General features: G+C 74.5%; 14 protein-coding genes. All 14 read right to left on the bottom strand.

What is annotated here, in order from left to right; genetic code table 11:
- Positions 1–21: 21 nt before the first annotated feature.
- Complete coding sequence (fabG, locus tag KCH_RS19885) at positions 22–777, bottom strand: 3-oxoacyl-ACP reductase FabG (RefSeq protein WP_035864771.1); 756 nt, start codon at positions 775–777, stop codon at positions 22–24.
- Positions 774–1,802 (bottom strand): 2,3-diaminopropionate biosynthesis protein SbnB, encoded by a 1,029-nt coding sequence (sbnB, locus tag KCH_RS19880; protein ID WP_035864769.1) that lies wholly within the window; start codon positions 1,800–1,802, stop codon positions 774–776. Before sbnB ends, fabG begins: the two co-directional genes overlap by 4 nt.
- Entirely contained in the window at positions 1,799–2,854 is a 1,056-nt protein-coding gene (sbnA, locus tag KCH_RS19875) for a 2,3-diaminopropionate biosynthesis protein SbnA (RefSeq protein WP_035864768.1), read from the bottom strand. The genes sbnB and sbnA overlap by 4 nt, the downstream gene beginning before the upstream one ends.
- Positions 2,851–4,959 (bottom strand): lantibiotic dehydratase, encoded by a 2,109-nt coding sequence (locus KCH_RS19870; protein WP_035864765.1) that lies wholly within the window; start codon positions 4,957–4,959, stop codon positions 2,851–2,853. The genes sbnA and KCH_RS19870 overlap by 4 nt, the downstream gene beginning before the upstream one ends.
- A gap of 229 nt (positions 4,960–5,188) precedes the next feature.
- Positions 5,189–6,394 (bottom strand): aminotransferase-like domain-containing protein, encoded by a 1,206-nt coding sequence (locus KCH_RS19865; RefSeq protein ID WP_035864763.1) that lies wholly within the window; start codon positions 6,392–6,394, stop codon positions 5,189–5,191.
- Positions 6,395–6,407: 13 nt separating this feature from the next.
- The gene (locus KCH_RS19860) at positions 6,408–6,656 is read right to left on the bottom strand and encodes an acyl carrier protein (RefSeq protein WP_035864761.1); all 249 of its coding nucleotides are present in this window, start codon (positions 6,654–6,656) and stop codon (positions 6,408–6,410) included.
- Positions 6,637–8,184 (bottom strand): class I adenylate-forming enzyme family protein, encoded by a 1,548-nt coding sequence (locus KCH_RS19855; RefSeq protein ID WP_035864759.1) that lies wholly within the window; start codon positions 8,182–8,184, stop codon positions 6,637–6,639. Before KCH_RS19855 ends, KCH_RS19860 begins: the two co-directional genes overlap by 20 nt.
- Complete coding sequence (locus tag KCH_RS19850) at positions 8,171–9,118, bottom strand: ACP S-malonyltransferase (RefSeq protein WP_035864756.1); 948 nt, start codon at positions 9,116–9,118, stop codon at positions 8,171–8,173. The genes KCH_RS19855 and KCH_RS19850 overlap by 14 nt, the downstream gene beginning before the upstream one ends.
- Before the next feature lie 76 nt (positions 9,119–9,194).
- Positions 9,195–9,989 carry an ABC transporter permease gene (locus tag KCH_RS19845; protein ID WP_035864749.1) on the bottom strand — a complete coding sequence of 265 codons (795 nt, stop codon included), beginning with the start codon at positions 9,987–9,989 and terminating at the stop codon, positions 9,195–9,197.
- Positions 9,989–10,966: an ABC transporter ATP-binding protein gene (locus KCH_RS19840; RefSeq protein WP_035872904.1), complete on the bottom strand. Its 978-nt coding sequence runs from the start codon at positions 10,964–10,966 to the stop codon at positions 9,989–9,991. Before KCH_RS19840 ends, KCH_RS19845 begins: the two co-directional genes overlap by 1 nt.
- Positions 10,967–11,447: 481 nt before the next feature.
- Positions 11,448–12,947 carry an LCP family protein gene (locus KCH_RS46110; protein WP_279635889.1) on the bottom strand — a complete coding sequence of 500 codons (1,500 nt, stop codon included), beginning with the start codon at positions 12,945–12,947 and terminating at the stop codon, positions 11,448–11,450.
- A 256-nt stretch (positions 12,948–13,203) separates the two neighbouring features.
- Complete coding sequence (locus KCH_RS19825) at positions 13,204–13,938, bottom strand: CHAT domain-containing protein (RefSeq protein WP_157032120.1); 735 nt, start codon at positions 13,936–13,938, stop codon at positions 13,204–13,206.
- Complete coding sequence (locus tag KCH_RS37565) at positions 13,935–18,194, bottom strand: tetratricopeptide repeat protein (protein ID WP_051653246.1); 4,260 nt, start codon at positions 18,192–18,194, stop codon at positions 13,935–13,937. Before KCH_RS37565 ends, KCH_RS19825 begins: the two co-directional genes overlap by 4 nt.
- Positions 18,191–19,414, bottom strand: coding sequence for a lipase/acyltransferase domain-containing protein (locus KCH_RS19815; protein WP_244305372.1), 1,224 nt, complete (start codon positions 19,412–19,414; stop codon positions 18,191–18,193). The genes KCH_RS37565 and KCH_RS19815 overlap by 4 nt, the downstream gene beginning before the upstream one ends.
- Positions 19,415–19,691 lie beyond the last annotated feature (277 nt).

Below are 19,691 nucleotides of genomic sequence, written 5' to 3'. Positions count from 1 at the left end.
GTCAGTTCGATTGGGGGGCGGTCAGCTGTAGAGCATCCCGCCGTCGACCGTGAGCACCTTGGCGGTGATGTACGAGGCCGCCGGGCTGGCCAGGAAGACCGCCGCCTGGGCGACCTCCTCCGGGGTGCCCATCCGGCCCAGCGGGATCGCCGCCGCGGCCTCCTTCAGCTGGGCGCGGGGCACCTTCTTCACCATGTCGGTGTCGATGAAGCCCGGCGCCACCACGTTGACCCGGATCCCCTTGGGCGCGCCCTCGTAGGCCAGGGTCTTCGCCATCGCGATCACCCCGCCCTTGGAGGCGGCGTAGTTGGCCTGGCCGACCCGGCCGGCGATGCCCGAGGTGGACGCGATGAAGACGATCGACCCGCCGCTCGCGTACATCTGCTTGGTGGCCTCACGGGCCGTCAGGAACGCGCCGGTCAGATTGGTGGAGATCACCTCCTGCCACTTGGCGGCGCTCATCGCCGCGAAGTGGCCGTCGGCGGTGATGCCCGAGTTGAGGACCGCGACGTCCACGCCGCCCCAGGCGGTGCGGATCTCCTTGTACATCGCGGCGACCTGCGCCTCGTCGGACACGTCGGCCCGCACCAGCAGCGCCTTGCGGCCGAGGCCCTCGATCTTCTCCGCCAGCTGCTCGGCCTTACCGGCGCTGGAGCGGTAGTTGAGCGCGACGTCGCAGCCGTGCTCGGCCAGGTGCAGCGCGATCGCCGCGCCGATGCCCCGGGAGGCCCCGGTGACGACGGCCCTGGTGCCTTCGGTGAACAGCTGCTGGCTCATGCCGCGCTCCCGGCGAGGTTGGAGGTGACCTTGTGGCTGCCCGGGTCGAAGCCGTCGACCTCGGTGCCCAGGCCGTGCTTCTCGGCGTGGTTCAGCACCGCCTCGGCGACCGCGAGGTCCAGCACGCCCAGCCCGAACGGGGAGAACACCACGGTGCGGGCGTCGGGCAGTTCGGCGGTGCCGTCGAGCAGCGCGCCGATCTCGGCGGTGACGAAGCGGCGGTGCCCGGCCTGCTGCTCGGCCTTGTGCAGCGAGGTCTGCTCGCGGATCGCGTGGTCGGCGTCGTCGACCACGTTGACCGCGCCCAGCACCGAGGCCACCGACAGGTCGCGCAGCGACAGGTGCAGGATCACCTGCCCGTCCGGGCGGTTCGGGTGGTCGGCCAGGTCCAGCCAGTACGAGGAGTCGGTGGTGGCGATCGACACCGTGTCGGCGGTCAGCGCCTGACCCAGCGTCACCGCCCGGAACTCGACGTCCGGGTACGCGGCGGCGAGCTCCGCGGCGAACACCTTGGCCCGCTCCGGGAAGGCGTCCTGCAGCAGGACGGTGCGCAGGCCCTCGTGCACCTGGACGAGGAAGTGCACCACCTGGCTGTTGATGGTGCCGCAGCCGACCAGGCCGACCGTGCGGACCTCGCGTCCGGCGTTCAGCAGCCCGGAGCCGAGCGCCGCGCCGGCCGCGGTGCGGACCGCGGAGATCTGGCTGCCCTCCATCAGGGCGAGCGGGTAGCCGGACTCCAGGTCGTTCAGGATGCACAGGCAACTGGCCCGCTGCATGCCCCGGTTGGTGTTCTCCGGGAAGGACGAGATCCACTTCAGGCCCATCACCGGGGCCGGTCCGCCGAGGTAGGCGGGCAGCGCGATGATCCGCGAGTCGGAGCGGTGCAGCGGGCGCAGGAAGGTGGAGAACGGGAGGTCGGACTTGCCCTGGCTGTGCAGCACGTAGGCGTTGCGGACCAGGTCGACGACGGTGGAGTCGAGGTCCGCGAGCGCGGCCCGGACGTCCTCGCGGCCGAGGATCCTCATGACTGGCTCCTTTCTTGGTCGGTCTGCGGCAGGTACTGCCGGAGGTAGGACTCCACCCACTGGTCGTCGTAGATGGTGTCGAGGTAGCGGTCCCCGCCGTCCGGGAGCACGGCCACGCAGGTGGTGCCGGGTTCGATCCAGGACGCGGACTGGGTCAGCGCGGCGATCACCGCGCCGGAGGAGCCGCCGGCCAGGATCGACTCCTCGGCCAGCAGGCGGCGGCAGCCGCGGATGCACTCCGAGTCGGTCACCTTGACCACCCGGTCCGCGAGGCCCGGGCGCAGCAGGGCGGGGACGACCGCCGCGCCGTGGCCGGGGATGGTGCGCTTGTGGGAGGACTCCCAGGGCTCCGGCGGGCCGAAGATCACGCTGCCGACGGCGTCCACGGCGACCACCCGGGTGGGCAGGGCCTGGTCCTGGATGAACTCGGCGCAGCCGCGCAGCGTGCCGGTGGTGCCGGCGGCCAGGAACAGGTAGTCGGGGGGCTCGGGGAGGGCCTCGACGATCTCCCGCATGGTGGCGCGGTGGGCGCGCGAATTGTCCTCGTTGGCGTACTGGTTGGGCCACCAGGCGTCGGGGACGGTCTCCAGCAGGTGCTTGACCCGGGCGATCCGGGCGGGCAGGAACTCGCCGGTGGCGGGGTCGCGGTGCTCGACCACCTCCACCCGGGCGCCGTAGGCCCGCATGATGGCGAGGTTCTGCGGGGTGGTGCGCGGGTCGACCACGATGACCAGGCCGAGCCGGTAGAAGTTGCACAGCTGGGCGAGCGCGATGCCCAGGTTCCCGGAGGAGGACTCCACCACGGTGGACACCCCGGGGACGATCCGCCCGGTGGCGATGGCCTGTTCGACCATCGACTTGGCGGCGCGGTCCTTGATGGAGCCGCCGGGGTTGAACCGCTCGCACTTGGCGTACACCTGGAAGCGGGCGGGCGGGAAGAGTCGGTCCAGCGCCACCAGCGGCGTGCCGCCGATCGTGGCGACGATGTCGGGGTCCGACGGGCGGTGCGGGCGGACCCGCACCTCGGCGCCGTCGGGGACGAGCACGGTCATTCCGGCACCTCTCGGCTGATCTGGAGCCGAAGCTCACTGACGTAGTGCTCGCCGTCGGCGTCGGGCAGCCAGGACTCCTCGGGGGCCGGCAGCGGTTCGCTGACGGTCACCCTGGCGTCGGGGTCCGACTGCACCGCCCGGCGGACGAGGTTGGCGAAGGAGAGCACCAGCGTGGGGCTGGTGAAGTCGACCAGGGAGGGCTTCGTCTCCTCGGGGAACTTGACGAAGGCCCGGTCGGGCAGGGCGTTGTCGGTGACCCAGCGGCGCACCGCCAGGTAGTCGCGGTGCCGGTCGGCCTTGGGCGCGAGGGCCACGCCGGCGGCGGGCAGCCGCCAGGTCTCCCGGAACAGCACCAGGTCGTCGAGGGTGACCCGGGGGGCGTGCGGGCGGTCCAGGCCGATCTTGAACGCGTCGCAGGCGATGATCGAGATCAGCACCGCGAGCAGTTCGGAGAGGGTCCGGGTGCGGCCGTCGGAGGTGGTCGCGGTGAGCGTGCCGTCGGTCTCGGTGAGGGTGATGGCGACGGCGGGCTCGATCCGGTCCCGCTGGTCGAACGGGGCGCGGGTGAAGCCGATCAGCCGGTCGCCGGCGCCGATCGGGGCGGGCACCATGCGGCCGCTGTTGCGCTTCCAGCCGACCGGCAGCAGCGGCACCAGCCGCTCGCCGCCGATCGCCCGGTTGACCTTGTCGCGGAGCGTGCCGCGGTCGGCGGTCCAGTCCAGGAACGGCAGGTCGAGGGTGGCCAGGCAGGCGTGCAGCTCGCCGAGCACCACCAGGTGGTCGCCGGCGTTGACGGCGTCCGCGGAGCGGGCCACGATCTGGAGGTCGGGGCTGTGCACCGCGAGGTGCGGGGAGCGCACCGGTCCGGTGGCGAACACCTCCCGCGCCTGCCGGGCGATCCGGTCGACGCTCAGGTCGACCCGGGTGGCGCCCTCCGGCACCTCGCCGATGACCTGACGCCACTTCAGCGCCAGCTCGTGGACGGCCTGCTGGACGGGGTGGTTGTGCTCGCCCCAGAACAGCGCCAGGGTCTGCGGCCAGACGTCGGCCAGCGTGACGGCGGTGCCGGGGCGCAGCCGGGCGGCGGCCTTGCGGACCAGCTCGACGACCTCGGCCTCGACCAGTTCGGCGAGCCGGTTGCCGAACCAGTCGGCGGCGTCGGCGACCAGGGCGAGCGGGCGGGCGATGCCGTCCAGGAAGTCCCGGCCGAGCTCCATCCGGCAGTCCCGCAGGGTGTCCTGGTAGAGCAGGGTGCGGCCGGCGTAGGCCTTGCCCTCCTCGCGGGAGGCGGCCTGGCCGGTGGTCCCGACGAAGTACGCGTCCAGCGCGTCCAGCGCCTCGACCAGCTGCTCGGCGGTCTCCGCCCGGTCGATCTCGCCCTTGTGGCGGGCGAGTTCGGCGAGCACCGCGTCGTAGCGGACGAACAGTTCGGGGTCGCCGATGGCGTCGACGCGGCGGCGCAGCACCTCCTCGGCGCGGACGTCGACCGGGATGTTGGCGTCCCAGCCGAGCACCCGCTGCCGGAGCAGGCGGTTGAGCACCTTGTCGACGGCGCCGCGGGCGTCCGCGGCGTCCCAGCCGTGCTCGGCGACCAGCAGGTCGGCGATCTGCTCGGCGTTGCGGTCGCCGTCGGCGAGCCGCAGCACCTGGCCGTCCTCGGGGCGGAGGCGGACGGTCTTGCGGTTGGCGAGCACCAGCTGCTCGCCGTCGAGGTGGACGTCGGGGCGGAGCATCGGCGGGAACCACCAGCGGGCGCCGGGCTGTTCGGCCATCCAGTCGGCGATCGCGGCGACCGTCCAGCGTTCCAGCGAGGTGCGGGCGGCGGCGACCAGGGCGGGGCCGTGGTCGATGCCGATGGCCTGCTGGGTGCGGCCGACGCCGATCCAGGCGCCGGGGCCGAAGAAGCCGATGGTCTCGGCCTTGGCGCAGTAGCGCAGCCAGTACATGGCGAGGGTGCGTTCGCGCTGGCGGCGCTTGGTCTCCTTGCCGCCGGGGGCGGCGAGCGAGTCGAGGATGCGGAAGACCGTGCGGTTCTGCCAGGCGATGGCGAGGCGGAGCTTGGGGTCGGTGGCGAGGGCGGCGAGCCGGGCGGCCTCGGCGTCCACGTCGGCGCGGTAGGCGAGGGCGAAGTCCTCGTCGGTGCCGTCGCCGGCGGCGAGCCGGGCGGCGGCGGCCGGGCGCGGGTGCCGCCGATCAGGTCGAGGCCGGAGACCGGGAAGCCGGCGTTGCGGAGCAGTCCGACGCCCCAGACCTGCCAGTCGGAGCCGGCCAGCGGGTGGCGCGGGCCGAAGTCCGCCCAGTCCACGGCGCGGGCGGCCTCGACGGCGGGCGCGGTCATCCCGACACCTCCGCCAACTCGCGGGCGACGGCGGGGGTTTCGGTCAGGGCGGCGGCGAGCCGGGTGACGGCTTCGGTGATCTTCTTGCGGGGCACGTTGCTGAAGCACAGCCGGAGGCCGTCGTTGTGCTCGCCGTCGATCGAGAAGTGGCCGCCGGGGACGAAGGAGACGCCGTGCGCGGCGGCGGCCTGCGCGTAGCGGGTGGCGTCGGCGCCGTCGCGGTGGCGCAGCCAGAGGTAGAAGCCGCCGCCGGGGCGCTGCCAGGTCCAGGGGCTGTCGGCGCCGAGCTCGGCGTCCAGCGCGTCGGCCATCAGGGTGCAGCGTTCGCGGTAGCTGTCCCGGTAGCGGTCGATCAGCTCGGTCCAGCCGGAGCGGGAGTAGTAGGCGGCGAGGGCGCCCTGGGCGAGGGCGGACGGGGACAGCGAGATGATCTCGGCGACCCGGGCGAGGTCGTACCGCAGGTGTTCGGGGGCGGCGATCCAGCCGGAGCGGAGGCCGGGGGCGAAGATCTTGGAGAAGGTGCCGAGGTAGACCACCTGCTGCGGGTCGAGGGCCTGGAACAGCGTGGTGGTGGTGCCGTCGAAGCCGAGCAGGCCGTACGGGTTGTCCTCGATCAGCAGCAGGTCGAGTTCGCGGCAGGCGGTGAGGATCTCGGCGCGGCGCGGGACGGAGAGGGTGGCGCCGGTCGGGTTCTGGAAGGTCGGGTTGACGTACAGCAGCCGGACGGTGCGGCCGGCGGCCCGCAACTCGCGGACGGTGGTGCGCAGTTGCTGCGGGCAGAGGCCGTCGGCGTCCTCGCCGGCGGCGTGCAGGTCGAGGCCGGCGGTGCGGAAGGCGGCGGTGGCGCCGGGGTAGGCGGGGGTCTGCACCAGGATGGTGTCGCCGGGGGTGCCGAGGGCGAGGGCGACGGCGGTGAGGCCCATCTGGGAGCCGCTGGTGGGGATCAGGTTGCCGGCGTCGGCGTGGCCGTCCTCACGGGCCATCAGGTCGGCGACGGCGGGGACGAGGGCCTTGGCGACGTGCGGGGTGGTGTACTGCAGGGCGAGCTTCCCGCCGAGCCGGACGAGCCGGGCGAGCTGCTGGGAGATGTCGCCCAGCGGGAGGACGTCCAGGTCGGGCAGTCCGCCCGCCAGGGATATGACGTCCGCGCCCTTCTCGAACAGCCGGGGCAGTTCGGCCGCGGGTCTGGTGTCGGTCCACATGGCTGGTGTTCCCTCAGACTCGGGCCGGGGCGGCGTCGGCGGCCCAGGCCTGCACGTAGCGGAACAGTCCGGCCGGGGAGGCCAGCGCCGGGTCGGCGAGGGCGTCGGGGTCGACCTCGATGCCGAACTCCTCCTCGACGGCCATCACCAGGGCGATGGTGTGCAGGGAGTCCACGCCCAGGTCGACGAGCGGGGTCTCGGAGTCGGTGACCTGCACGGAGCAGATCCGCTCGACGAGCTGGTCAAACTGCGACTGGTTCATGGCTGCTCCTCGGGGATGCGGTGGTGGTCCGGGTGCTTCGGTGGTGGTCGGCCGCCGGGGCGGACGCCGCGGCGGCGGCGTCGACCAGGCGCTTGGCGGCGGCCCGGTCCGGCTTGCCGTTGGCGGTCAGCGGGACGGTGTCCAGCGGGACGACCCGGTCGGGCATCCGGCTGTGGTCGAGCCGGCCGGCCAGGGCGGCCCGGACCTGCTCCGGCGGGAGGGTGCCGTGCACGGCCAGCAGCAGCGGACCGTCCTCGGGCTCGGGGCGGAGCGCGACGGCGGCGGTGACGCCGGGGAGGCGCTCGGCGGCGTCCTCGATCTCGGTGAGGGCGACCCGCATGCCGCGGCGCTTGATCACGTCGTCGTCGCGGCCGACGAAGTACAGCCGTCCGGCTTCGTCGAGCCAGCCGCGGTCGCCGGTGTGGAGTTCCAGGGAGCCGTCGGGGCGGCGGACGAAACGGTTCTGCGCCTCCAGCGGGATCCGCCAGTAGCCGGCCATCACGGTCGGGCCGCTGACCACGATCTCGCCGGTCTCGCGCGGGCCGAGCTCGGCGCCGTCGGCGGCGAGGATCCGGACCCGGTCGCCGGGGATCGGCGGGCCGACCGAGTCGGGGTGCTCGGCGTACTCGGCGGGGTCGAGGATGGAGATCCGCTTGCACTCGGTCATGCCGTACATCGAGGCGAACTCGGAGCCGGGGAAGACCTCCAGCAGCTCCGCCATCACGGCCCGGCCGGGGCGGGCGCCGGTGTTGGTGAACAGCCGGACCCGGGTGGGCCGGTGCAGCTTGCCCTGCAGCAGGGTCAGCATCTGGGCCAGCGAGGGCACCAGCGGGACGACGGTGACGCCGGTGCGTTCGATCAGCCGGAGCAGGCCGACGTCCTCGCTGCGGCGGGCCAGCACCAGGGTGCCGCCGACCAGGGCGGACATCAGGGCCTGGTAGAGGCCGTAGTCGAAGGAGAGCGGCAGCCGGCACAGCACCACGTCGTCCTCGTCGTAGCCGAGGCAGGCGTGGATCGCGTCCAGCGCGGCGAGCATCTGGCGGTGCGGGCAGACCACGCCCTTCGGGCGGCCGGTGGTGCCGGAGGTGTAGATCAGCATCGCCACCTCGTCCTCGTCGAGGTCGGCGCGGAAGCCGTCCTCGGCGGTGGCGAGGACCTGCTGCCAGGCCTCCTCCACGTCGACGGTGCGGGCGGCGCGGCGGCCGGCCGCGGGGCGGCAGACGGCGAGGGCGGCCTCGGAGTCGGCCACGATGTGGTCGATCTGGTGGTCCGTCAGGTCGGGGTGGACCGGGACGAAGATCGCCCCGATCCGCAGGGTGGCCCAGAACAGGGCCAGGAAGGAGCGGTCGTTGCCGCCGGAGTACACCACCCGCTCGCCGGCGGTGAGGCCCTGGCCGCGCAGCCAGCCGACGGCGCGGTCCACGGCGGTGCCGAGCTGGCGGTAGGTCAGGGTGCCGTCGGCGTCGATCACGGCGGGGTGGTCGGCCCGCTCGGTGAGCGGGTGGTCGAGGAGGTCAGACACCGGCATGGACGGCCACTCCCTCGCGGACGGGGGCGGCGAGCCGCTCCTGGGCCCGGGCGACGTCCCGGGCGGTGTTCACGGACAGCACGTCGAGCGCGGGGTGGCGGCGCTTGAGCAGGTTGGCGAGCGTCTTGGCGGGCGGCAGCGAGACGGTCACGTCCGGCGACAGCTCGCCGAGCCGGTCCAGGCACAGGTCCCAGCGGACCGGGCTGACCACCTGCTGCACCAGCCGGCGGCGGATCTCCGCCGGGTCGTCGACCGGTGCGCCGTCGCTGTTCGACAGCAGCAGCTGGGTGGGCGGGGCGAACGGCACCGCCTCGGCGGCGGCGGCGAAGGTCCGCCGGGCCGACTCCATGTACGGGGTGTGGAAGGCGCCGACCACGCTGAGCGGCTTGACGGTGGCCCCGGCGGGCGGGGCGGCGGCCAGCTGCTCCAGGGCGTCGACCGCGCCGGCCGCGACGATCTGGCCGGGGCCGTTGAAGGTCGCCGCGGTGAGCTCCAACTCGGCGATGCGGAGGAGGACTTCGTCCTGCTCGCCGCCGACCACGGCGGCCATCGAGGTGGCGGCCTCGGCGCAGGCCTCGGCCATCGCCCGGCCGCGGATCGCGGCCAGCCGCACCGCGTCGGCGGGCTCCAGCACGCCGGCGTAGGCGGCGGCGGTGAGTTCGCCGACCGAGTGGCCGGCCGCCACCGCGCCGCCCGGCCGGACGGCGCCGGCCAGGGCGTGGTGGGCGAGCAGTCCGGCGGCCACCAGCAGCGGCTGGGTGTGTTCGGTGCGGGCGATCTCGGCGGCCGGGGCCTTGGTGCCGAGGTGGACCAGGTCGAGGTCGGCGGCCTGGGACCAGGCCCGCACCCGCTCGGCGGTGGCCGGGTCGCGCAGCCAGGGGGCCAGCATGCCCGGGGTCTGGGAGCCCTGGCCCGGCGCAATGAATGCGAACATTAGTTCGAACCTCCTTTCGAGTGGGGCCTGCGCCCGGGCGGGGAACCGCCCCGCCGCGGGCGTTCGGTGCGGCCGGTTACGGGCGGCCGGTGGACTTGCGGAAGCGGCGGATCGCCAGGAACGAGAAGCCGGCGAACCAGGCCAGCAGGTTGAACACCGCGCCGGCCACGCTGGAGTGCTCCCCGTGGAACGAGAAGCCGTCGTTCAGCGGGTACCGGGCCAGCGTCGCCACCCCGTACATCGGGGTGTAGCGGGAGACCTCCAGCATCACGCCGCTGAGCGGGATGAACAGGTTGCCCAGGAAGGCGAGCGCGGTCATGGTCAGGCCCGGCATGTGCATCACCACGTCGGGCTTCATCGCCAGGCCCATGCCGATGCCGAGCGCGGCGAACACCGCGGCGCCGATCCAGGCCACCAGCAGCGAGACCACCCACACGTTCGCGTCGGCCTGAGCACCCGTCAGCGCACCCAGCGCTCCCACGATGGCGACCGGCACGCCGGCCATCAGCACCGAGCAGAGCACCTTGACCAGCAGATAGCCGGGCGGGGTGAGCGGGCTCATCGCGATGGTCCGCATCCAGCCGACGGACTTCTCCACCGAGATGGTGGCGGCCGAGCTGACGGCCGCGGTGGCCGCGCCGTACACCGCCTGACCGATCATCATCCAGGCGGCGAAGTTGCCGTGCGGCAGGCTCGCCCCGCCGGACGGGGCGGTGCGGAACAGCGCCAGGTACAGCACCGCGGGCAGCAGGACCGTGAAGATCGTGGTCTGCCGGTTGAACCGGCGGCGCAGCTCGTGGCGGACGAAGGTCGGGTTCACCCCGTTGAAGACCGAGGTACGGGCGGCGGCGGGCGCCGTGACGGCGGCCATCAGACGTTCTCCTTAAGGGCGTTGGCGGCGCTCTCGGCGCGGCCGGCGTTCTCGGTGATGGCCATGAAGGCCTCCTCCAGGCTGCGCGGCGCCACCTCGATGTCCCGCGCCTGCGTCTCGCCGACCAGCACCCGCAGCAGCGCGTCCGAGTCGGTGCAGGTGAAGAAGGTGCGGTCGCCGCGGACGGCGGTGGAGCGCACGCCCGGCGTCCGGGACACCACGCCCGCCTCGTACGGGCTGAGCACCGCCGAGACGGTCCGGCCGCTGGTCGCGGCGCGGATCGAGGAGGCCGAGCCGTCGGCCACCACCGCGCCCTTGTTGATCATCACCACCCGGTCGGCGAACTGGTCCGCCTCCTCCATGTAGTGGGTGGCGAACATGACCGTCATGCCGCGCGCCGCGTCCTCCCGGACGGCCGCCCAGAAGTCCCGTCGCGCCACCACGTCCATGCCGGCCGTCGGCTCGTCCAGCACCAGGAAGTCCGGCCGGGACAGCAGCGCCAGCGCGAACCGCAGCCGCTGCTGCTCACCGCCCGAGCAGGCCGCCACCCGGCGGGCCCGCAGCTCGGTGATGTTCGCCCGCGCCATGCACCGCTCGGGATCGGCCCCGGGGTGCAGCGAGGCCAGCATGTGCACGGTCGCCTCGACCGTCAGGTCCGGCAGCAGGCCGCCGGACTGCAGCACCGCCGCCACCCGCCCGGCCCGCACAGCCTGCTCGGGGCTCACCCCGAACAGCCGCACCTCGCCCTCGTCCGGCCGGGTCAGCCCCAGCAGCATGTCGATCGAGGTGGTCTTGCCGGCGCCGTTCGGCCCGAGGAACGCCACCACCTCGCCCCGCCGAATCCGCAGATCCAGCCCGTTGACGGCGGTGAACACCTCGCCCTTGGCGTTGGTGAACCGCTTGACCACACTGGAGAGTTCAGCCGCCAGGGGCGACGTCGTCCCCCTCGACGCCGTACGGTTCTGGTAATCGATCATCATCCGAGTCCTCACGATTCGGCGGAGGTTCGCCTCTTGTGAGCTCAACTCTCCCGGCTGCCTCTATCGCCCCGAACCGACCCGGCTATCGGACCCCTATCCGGCCCCGACGCGCCGGGGGCACCGCCCCTCACCTGTGCGTTCGGCGCGCTCCGCGGCCTGCGTGGCCGTTCGCCGGGCGGACAGGATGTTCTCGGAGGTGAGGTCGTCCGCCACGACGGTGCCCACCCGGCGGGCCGGGTGGCGGTGGACCGCGACGGCGTGCCGGTCGAACATCCCGCCGAAGCGGTCCGGCTCGGCCGGCGAGGCCCCGATGACCGGCCACGTCGTCCGAACCCTCCCGCGCGGGCGCGGCCGCTCTCCATCGCCGTGCCGCCGGGGGCGGGCATGCCGATCCCCGTGGTGGGAACGGCCGTTGGAGCTCGTGGTCAGGGTGCGGAGACCGGTATCTCCTTGCTGCGGGCGAAGGCCTGGATCGGGGTCATGCTGCCGAGGCCGGGCAGGCTGACGGTCTTGTCGTGGCTGACCTGGGTGCAGTTCCCGTCATTGTCGGCGGTGACGGCGTCGGCGCCCTTGAGCGCGGCTGCGGGGTCGGCGGGGGCGGCCGGGCGCCGCCGTTCGCGCCGGCGGGGTAGCTGGTGCCCTGCTTCCAGTCGGCGCCGACGACCAGCTCGATCGCGCTGCCGGTACCGGCCTGGACGGCGCTCTCGGGCACGCCGAGGGCGGCGGCCACCTGCTTGGCGTCGGCCTCCTTCCCGGCCGGGTAGCGGACCTCGGTGTGCTCGGCGGTGGTGTTGTTGCCGGTGGAGGTCTCACGGGAGAATCCGGCCGATTTCAGCGCGTCCGCCAGCGCGGTGGCGCGGTGCGCCGCACCGCTTCCGTTCCGCACCACGACGGCGATGTTCTTGCGCGGCGTCGCGTCCGCGGGCGGCGCGGCCGGCGCGCTGGAGGACGGCGCGACGGGCGGCGGCGAGGAGGGCGCGGTGGCCGCGCCGGACTGGCCGGCGCTCAGCGACTGGTCGTTCTTGATCGACGTGAACAGCTTCTTCGCGTCCGGGCCGGCCACCAGCCGGTTCTCGTCCTTCGGGTCGGCGTCGGTCTGCATGGTGGTGAAGGTGACCCGGGCCGGCGGCACCTTGTTGAGGTCGTCGGCCAGGCCGACCAGCTTGGTGATCCCGTCCAGGCCGGGGTCCACGGTGAGCGCCTTGGTGGCGGCGTCGGCCAGCGACAGCACCTTGCCCGGGTCGGTGAGCGTCCCGGCGCTCTTCAGCTGACGGATCATCGACCCGAGGAAGGCGTGCTGGGCACCAGCCCGCCCGAGGTCGCCGCCGTCCCCGAAACCGTGCCGGGTGCGGACGAACTGCAGCGCCGCCATGCCCTTCAGGGTGTGCGAGCCCTTGGCCAGCTTGAGGTGCGAGTATGGGTCGTACACGTCGTCGCTGACGCACACCGGGACGCCGCCCACCGCGTCCGACATCTTGATCACGCCGACGAAGTCCACCTTGATGAAGTGGTCGATCGGGATGTCGGTGAGCTGGTGCACGGCCGCCACGGTGCAGCCGGGGCCGTACTGCAGCGTGGAGTTGATCTGCCCGCGGCCCGCCTTGGACGAGGTCTTGTGCTCCTTGTCCACGCAGCCCGGCAGGTTGGTCATCAGGTCGCGCGGGATGCTCATCACGGTGGCGTTCGAGCGGTCCGCCGAGACGTGCAGCAGCAGTTGGACGTCGGCGTTGGCGCCGGTGCCGCACTCGCTGCCGCCGATCTCGCAGTCCTCCGGGTTGTCGCGCCCGTCGGAGCCGATCACCAGCACGTTGATCGGGGTGCGCCCGAACTCGTCCGGCACCTCGTGCCCGGCGTCACCGCTCTCCCCCGCGTACAGCGGCGCGGACTTGATGTTCCCGTTGTACCGGACGTACAGGTACCCGCCCGTCCCGACCGTCACCACCACCAGCCCGGCCACGCTCCAGGCGGCGATCTTCAACCCCCGCCGCCGGCGCCCCGCCCGCGCTTCGCCGCCCGCCGCGCGGCCGCCCGTCCCCCGTCCCCCTCCCGCGGCCCGGGCACGGCGCCCTCGGACCCGTCCGCCGCCGCCTCGACGCCCCCGGCCTGTCCGCGTATCACATCGCACCCCCGTCGCCCGGCCCTTCCGAGCTTTCTTCCCCCTAATAGATGCACAGAAGGCGTCAGGTGTTTCACCCGGGGTGCGGAGCCCGGTCCTCCGCGGGACCGCACCCGGGCTACCGGCCGGGCGCGTCCCAGCGAGGTGCGGCGGCACGGACCGGCCGACCGACAACCGGCTTGCGCAGCCTGGCTGCTGAGCCGCTGTCGTGCGGCTTGTGCGGACGCTGCGGGAGCGGTGTCCGGGAGCCCGCGTCGACCAGGAACACCGTGTCGGCGTCGATGCCCGGCCCGGCGAACAGCTCGGGCAGGTACCGCTCGTCGGCGCCCAGGAGTTCGACCTCCGCGCAGGCCCGCCGATGGGACCGGCCGACCGAGTGCCCGCAGCCGAGGTTCCGGTACAGCGCGTACGAGTAGCTGATCGCGTCCTGGTCCGGGATCGGCCCGGAGGTCCCGATCACACAGCCGACGGCCTCCGACAGCGCCTCGGCCAGGGCGACCGTCCAGCAGGCGTTGAGGACCACCAGCCCGAGCCCGTCCGCCGTGTACTCGGCGAGCAGCTTGCACAGCGCCGGGATCGAGGTGGGCGCCTCGGAGCCGTCGTCGGTGACGAAGCGCAGGCCGCTGTTCGGGGTGCCCCGCCCGGAGAAGTGCATCACCATCGGGACCTCGCGGGCGAGGTGCTCGGGCAGGTCCCTGGCCCGGGCCGCCTGCAGGGTGCGGATCCCGAAGATGTCGCCGTAGGTGCTCCGGTTCAGTGCCATCGAGATCTGCCGGTGCTCCTCGTCCAGTGCGACCGATCGGTCGGCCGCGGCCTGGACGAGCAGGATCGTGGGGGGCGGGGCATCCGTCACGGCCGGCTCGCCGTGCGGTCCGAGGGTTGCCGGCGAGGCCGGGGCACCGTCACCGGCGCGCCCTCCGCCAGCACCAGGTCGAGCAGCCGGCCGAGCTCGTCGGCGAGCTCCGGCCTCCGGCGCCGCAACTCGGCGATCTCGGCGGCGGTCCGGTTCCGGGTGGTGTCGTCCACCGGGGCGTCCGACTCCGCCCGGAGCGCCCACGGGCGCCGTTCCAGGACGGCGGCCGCCGACTCGTGCACGGCGCCCGCGAACTCGTCCTGGAACACGAAGCGTTCGAGCACCGCGCAGGCGGCCAGCAGCTCCGCGTCCGCACCGCGGAGCGTGTGCTGCACCTGGCGGTGCAGTGCCGCCCGGTCCTCCACGCACGCGTACGCGCCGGGGACGCCCAGTGCACCGGCAAGCCGCAGCAGCGCCAGGTGGACGAGGACCTCGGGCTCGGTGCTGTCCCCCAGCGCGGCGGCGGCGTCGGGGTGCAGCAGCCGGTCGGCGTGCTCGGCGAGGAAGCCTCCGGACCGCCGCCAGTCCGGTGCCGCCATCCAGTCCGCGGCGAGTTCGCCCAGCACGAAGGGCCGGAACGCCTCCTCGGCGCCGCGCTCGGCCGCCCGGTCCAGGAGCACCCGGTGCAGGTCGACCAGATCCGGTTCCAGCAGGGCGCGTTCACCGAGCGCGGCCTGTACCCGGGCGGTCCGCAGGGCGGTCTCGTGGGCTTCCCAGAACGCCTGCGAGTCGGTCCAGGTGGGGCAGGCCATCCAGGCGTCGACGAGCGCCAGCGACTCCTCGTCGATCCGCAGCCAGCCGGGCTCGGGGCCGTGACCGGCCCGGGCCCAGGCCGCGGAGACCAGTCGGGCGCCCTCCGGCGAGCCCGTCGCGAGCGTGCGCAGCGCCGAGCGGCACAGCTGCCGGGTGTACGCGTCCGCGGCCTCGGCCGGCTCGGCCGACAGCAGCGGGATCAGCTCCTCGGCGCCGGCGCCCGGCTCGCCGGTCCGGATCCGGAAGGCGGCCCGTTCGTAGCCGAGGCGGCGGGCCTCCGCGGCGGCGCGCCCCAGGGACCGCTCCACCGCGTCGTACACGGCGAGGGCCTGCCCGGCGCCGGCCTCGCCGTGCAGCCGTTCCGCGAGGTGGTTCACGCCGGCGACCAGTCGGCCGAGCGAGACCTCGCGTTCGGTGTCGGGCAACTCGCCGTGCAGGGCGGCGGCTTCGGTGAGGGCGTCGAGGGCGGCCCGGTGCTCGCCGACCCGGGCCAGCCGGTCGCCCAGGTCGTTCAGGGTGCGGGCAAGTTCGGCCAGGAAGGCGTTCGGGTTCGCCTCGGCCAGCCGCCGGCGCAGCGCGGTCGCCTCCTGCGTGGCGTCGAGGGCGGCCCGGTGCTCGCCGACCCGGGCCAGCCGATTGCCCAGGTTGCTCAGCGCCCCGGCGAGGCTCGGCAGGAACGCGTCCGGGCCGCTGTCCACCAACTGCCGGTAGATCAGGGCGGCTTCGGTGGTGGCGTCGAGGGCGGCCCGGTGCTCGCCGACCCGGGACAGCCGGTTGCCCAGGTTGTTCAGGGTGCGGGCGAGTTCGGGCAGGAACGCGTTCGGGTTCCGCTCGGCCAGCACCTGGCGGAGCCGCCCCGCCTCCCGGACGGCGTCGAGGGCGGCCCGGTGCTCGCCGACCCGGGCCAGCCGGTTGCCCAGGTTGTTCAGCGCCCCGGCGAGGGTCGGCAGGAACGCGTCCGGGTCCGTCTCCGCCAGTCTTCGGCACAGCCCGGTCGCCTCCCGGGCGGTGTCGAGGGCCACCTGGTGCTCGCCGACCCGGGCCAGCGCGTTGCCGAGGTTGTTCAGCACGCCCGCGAGTTCGGGGAGGAAGGCGTCGGGGTGGCTCGCGGCGAGCTCCCGGTACAGCACGGCGGCCTCCTGGACGGTGGCCAGCGCGCCCTCGCGGTCGCCGACCTGCGCCTGCCGGACCGCCAGGCTGTTGAGCGTGCGGGCGAGTTCGGGGAGGAAGGCGTCCGGGTGGCTCGCGGCGAGTTCCCGGTACAGCACGGCGGCCTCCTGGACGGTGGCCAGCGCGCCCTCGCGGTCGCCGACCTGCGCCTGCCGGACCGCCAGGCTGTCGAGGATGCCGGCGAGGTCCGGCCGGAAGGTCTCCCGGTCGGAGTCGGCCAGTCCGCGCATCAGCGCGGCCGCCTCGGTCGTCGCGGCCAGCGCCTGCGCCCGGTCGCCGTTCAGGGCGAGCACGCTGCCGAGCGTGCTGAGGCGCCCGGCGAGGTCCGGCAGGAACCGCGCCGGTTCCTCCTGGGCCAGACCGCGGAGCAGCTCGACCGATTCCCGGGCGGGGGCCAGCGCCGAGAGCCGCTCCCCCGCTTTGCTCCGGCAGGTCGCCAGGTTGCCGAGCGCGTGCGCGAGGCCGGGCAGGAATCCCCGGCCCTCGGCGGCGACCACCTCCCGGTACAGCGCGGCGGCCCGGGTGGCGGTGGCCAGTGCGGAGCGCCTGTCGCCGGCGTCGGCCTGGCGGACCGAGAGGTTGTTCAGGGCGCCGGCCAGCGTGGGCCGGTAGGCGGTCGGGTTGGCCGCGTTGAGCTCCCGCAGCAGGTCGACGGACTCGGTGGCCGAGCTCAGCGCGCTGGCCCGGTCCCCCATCTCGGCCTGACGCTCCGCCAGGGTCCTGAGCGCCGCGGCGAGTTCCGCCAGGAAGGCCGCCGGGTCGGCCGCCGCCAGCCCGCGCCGGACGGACACCGCCTCGGAGGCCGCCAGCAGGGCCCCGAACCGGTCCCCGGCGCCGGCCTGGACGTCCGCCAGCACGACCAGCGAGTCGGCGAGTTCGCGCACCGCGTCCGGGGTGTACGTCCCGGCGAGGATCCGGCGCAGGGCCACCGCCTCGTCGGCGGGGGCGACCGCGGACCACCGCTCCCCGCGGTGCGACAGTCGGACGGCGAAGCGCTCCAGCGCGGACGCGAGCACCGGCCGGAAGACGGCGGGCGCGGTCTCGGCGGCCGCCCGGAGCAGCGAGACGCCGGCCGTTCCGGCGTCGGCGGCGTGGTCCGCGAGGTGGTCGGCGACGTAGCGGTGCACCGGCGCCGGCGGCTGCTGCCCGGCGCAGCGGTCGAGGGTCAGGTCGGCGAGGGCCCGGGTGATCGCCAGGGCGGGCGGTTCGCCGTCCCGGGCCGGCGGGTTCCATGTCCGGTCCAGCAGGTGCCGGGCGAGCACCTCGTGGGAGAGCCGGTGGACGGTGCCGGAAGCGTCCGTCGTCGAGACCAGCAGGTGCCCGTGGTGCTCGACCACGAGCCGGACGTCCTCGACGGACCAGGTCCGGCCGGTCTCCTCCAGCGCGGTGGCCATCGCCGCCCAGACCTCGTCGGCGGGCAGGCCGGCGCCGCGGCTCCAGGCCAGCGCGGTGAGCGGGGTGCGGAGCGCTCCGGGCGGCCGGGTGCCGTCGGGCCGCCGCGGCGGGCGGGCGTCGAGCATCCGGGCGAACGCCGCCTCCACGGAGTCCGGCCGACCGGCGGGCCTGCCGTCCTCCGGCTCCGCGGTGGCCAGCGTGCTCAGCAGGTGGGCGAACAGGAAGCCGCCACCGCTGCCGACGCACAGCCCGGCCAACGAGCGTGCGGCCTCGTCCGCGTCGGCCGCGGTCCGGCCCGCCGCGGTCAGCCGCAGGCGGAGGTACCGCGCGAGGTCGGCCTCGGTCTCCGGGTCCTGGTCGAGGTCGAGCAGCCGCGCCTTCCGGAGGACGGACTGGGCGGCCGTCTCGGGGGTCGCCGCAGAGAGCCTGCGGAGCAGGTCGGAGCGCAGCCCCACCACCACGGTCGCCAGCCGGCTCAGCGGGTCGAGCAGTTCCTCGACCAGCCGTTCGGGAGCCTCGGCTGCCTCGTCCAGACCGTCCAGCAGCAGCACCGGCGGGCGGCCGGGCCGGTGCCGGCCGGCGGCCAGCAGGGCGAGGGCCTCGGCGGGGGTGCGGGGTTCGGGGAGGGCGAGCCGGGCGGCGAGCGCGGCGGCGACCTGGCGGTTCGTCAGCCCGCGCAGCGGCACCAGGGCGTCGACGCCCCGCTCGCCCGGGTCCGGGTCGCCCGCCCGCAGCTCGCCGCGGGCGATCAGCCGCGCTCGGGCGCCCGGGTCCGCGAGGCGGTCCAGGCGGCCGAGCAGCGCCGACTTTCCGCACCCCGGGCCGCCGGTCAGCAGGAAGAGTCCCTCCTCGCCGCGCCCGAGCCACCCGACGAGCTCCGCCAGCGCCCGGCGCCGGCCGACGAACAGCTCGTCCCCGGTGTCCTGCCGAGCGGTCACGCGTCCCGTCCGATCACCAGCAGCAGCGCGGTCACCGCGCTCTCCCGCCGGCCGACCGCTTCCACCACCGCCCGGTACGCTCCGGGCCCCAGGCCGGTGACGGCCGTCCGGTGGCGCCCGCCGCCCAGCCGTTCGAGGGTGCGCGTCGTCCCGGTCGCGGCCGGGCCCGCGCCGCGGACGGTGAGCCGGAGCGCGGGCCCCGCGTCGCCGCCGCCCGCCGCTTCCGGCACCGAGACGAGCATCTCGTAGGGCTCGCCCTCGGTCAGCAGCTCCGGCGCGCGGACGCTCAGCGTCAACTCCTCGTCGCCGTCGCCCCGGTGGTACGGGGGCTCCGGGGCGAGCGCGCCCCAGACGATGTCGCGGACGCCCCGGTTGTTCTGCAGCGAGCCGTGCTGCTCGGTCACGGTGCGCAGGGCGAGGTCGGCCCCCCGGGCGAGCGGCGAGCGGGACGACAGCCGCGGCACCCGGCCGTCGCCGCCCTCGTCCAGCCCCTCGATGGTGTCGAGCGGCCGGAGCCCGTCGCCCTCCACCACGGCGGTGGTCGGCGTCGGCTGCCGCACCCCGGACACCGGCACGAACAGGTGGCGGGCCTCGGTCCGGGCCTGCGCCGCCTCCCGGATCTCCTGGTGGAACCGGCGGCCGTCGCGCAGCAACTCGTGGTCCGCGCCGGGCAGTCCGGCCAGCTCGCCGGGGTGGAGCAGCGCCCCGTCGGAGAGCAGGCAGGCGTAGTCGGGAACCAGCTGGTGCAGCGACGGAAGGCTCCGGGCGAACCCGCCCAGGTCCAGCGGGCCGAACCGGAGACCACGGGTCAGCGTCAACAGGGCGTCCAGCGAGCCCCGGTGCGGCGTGCCCAGGGTGATCAGCCGACGGGTCACCTCGTCCCCGCCCCGGCACTCGACGAAGTGACGGGCTATCAGGCCGCCCATCGAGTGGCAGATCAGCACCACGCGCGCCTCGCGGCGCTCCGGGGCCGACTCCTGCCAGCGGGCCAGTTCCTCGTCGACCGTCCGCTTCAGCCGCAGCGAGTTGTAGCGGCAGGACAGCCGCCAGTCGTACCCGAACTCGACCAGGTTGACGGCCGTGGCGGCGGGCTCGTCGGGCAGTCGGCGGCGCAGCGTGAAGTTCTGCTCCAGCCAGTCGAGCAGTCCGCTGTACCCGTCCACCACCGACCAGATCCCCGGCAGGGCGTGCAGGTCGGGCAGCGTGCCCCGGGCCGTCACACCGTCGCCGGGATGCTCGTCCCCCAGGTCCGCCGGCAGCTCCAGCTGCCGGACCGAGCCGCCGAACGTCCTGATTCCCCGCCAGAGCGCCCGCCCGGACAGCCCCCAGACCTCACGGCCGTCGGAGTCGAACGCCGGCTGCCGAGGATCCCCGGCACCACCACCACCAGATCGGTCACCCGCTCGCGCGCCACTGTGCCCGCTTCCCACTCGGCCGAACTCCGACACCTCGTGGCCGATCACGCTATCGGTGCCCGCTCACCCGCGTCCCGGAAAG

Source organism: Kitasatospora cheerisanensis KCTC 2395 (genome assembly GCF_000696185.1).
GTDB classification, from domain to species: Bacteria; Actinomycetota; Actinomycetes; order Streptomycetales; family Streptomycetaceae; genus Kitasatospora; species Kitasatospora cheerisanensis.
This window is presented reverse-complemented; position numbering and strand designations above follow the sequence as displayed.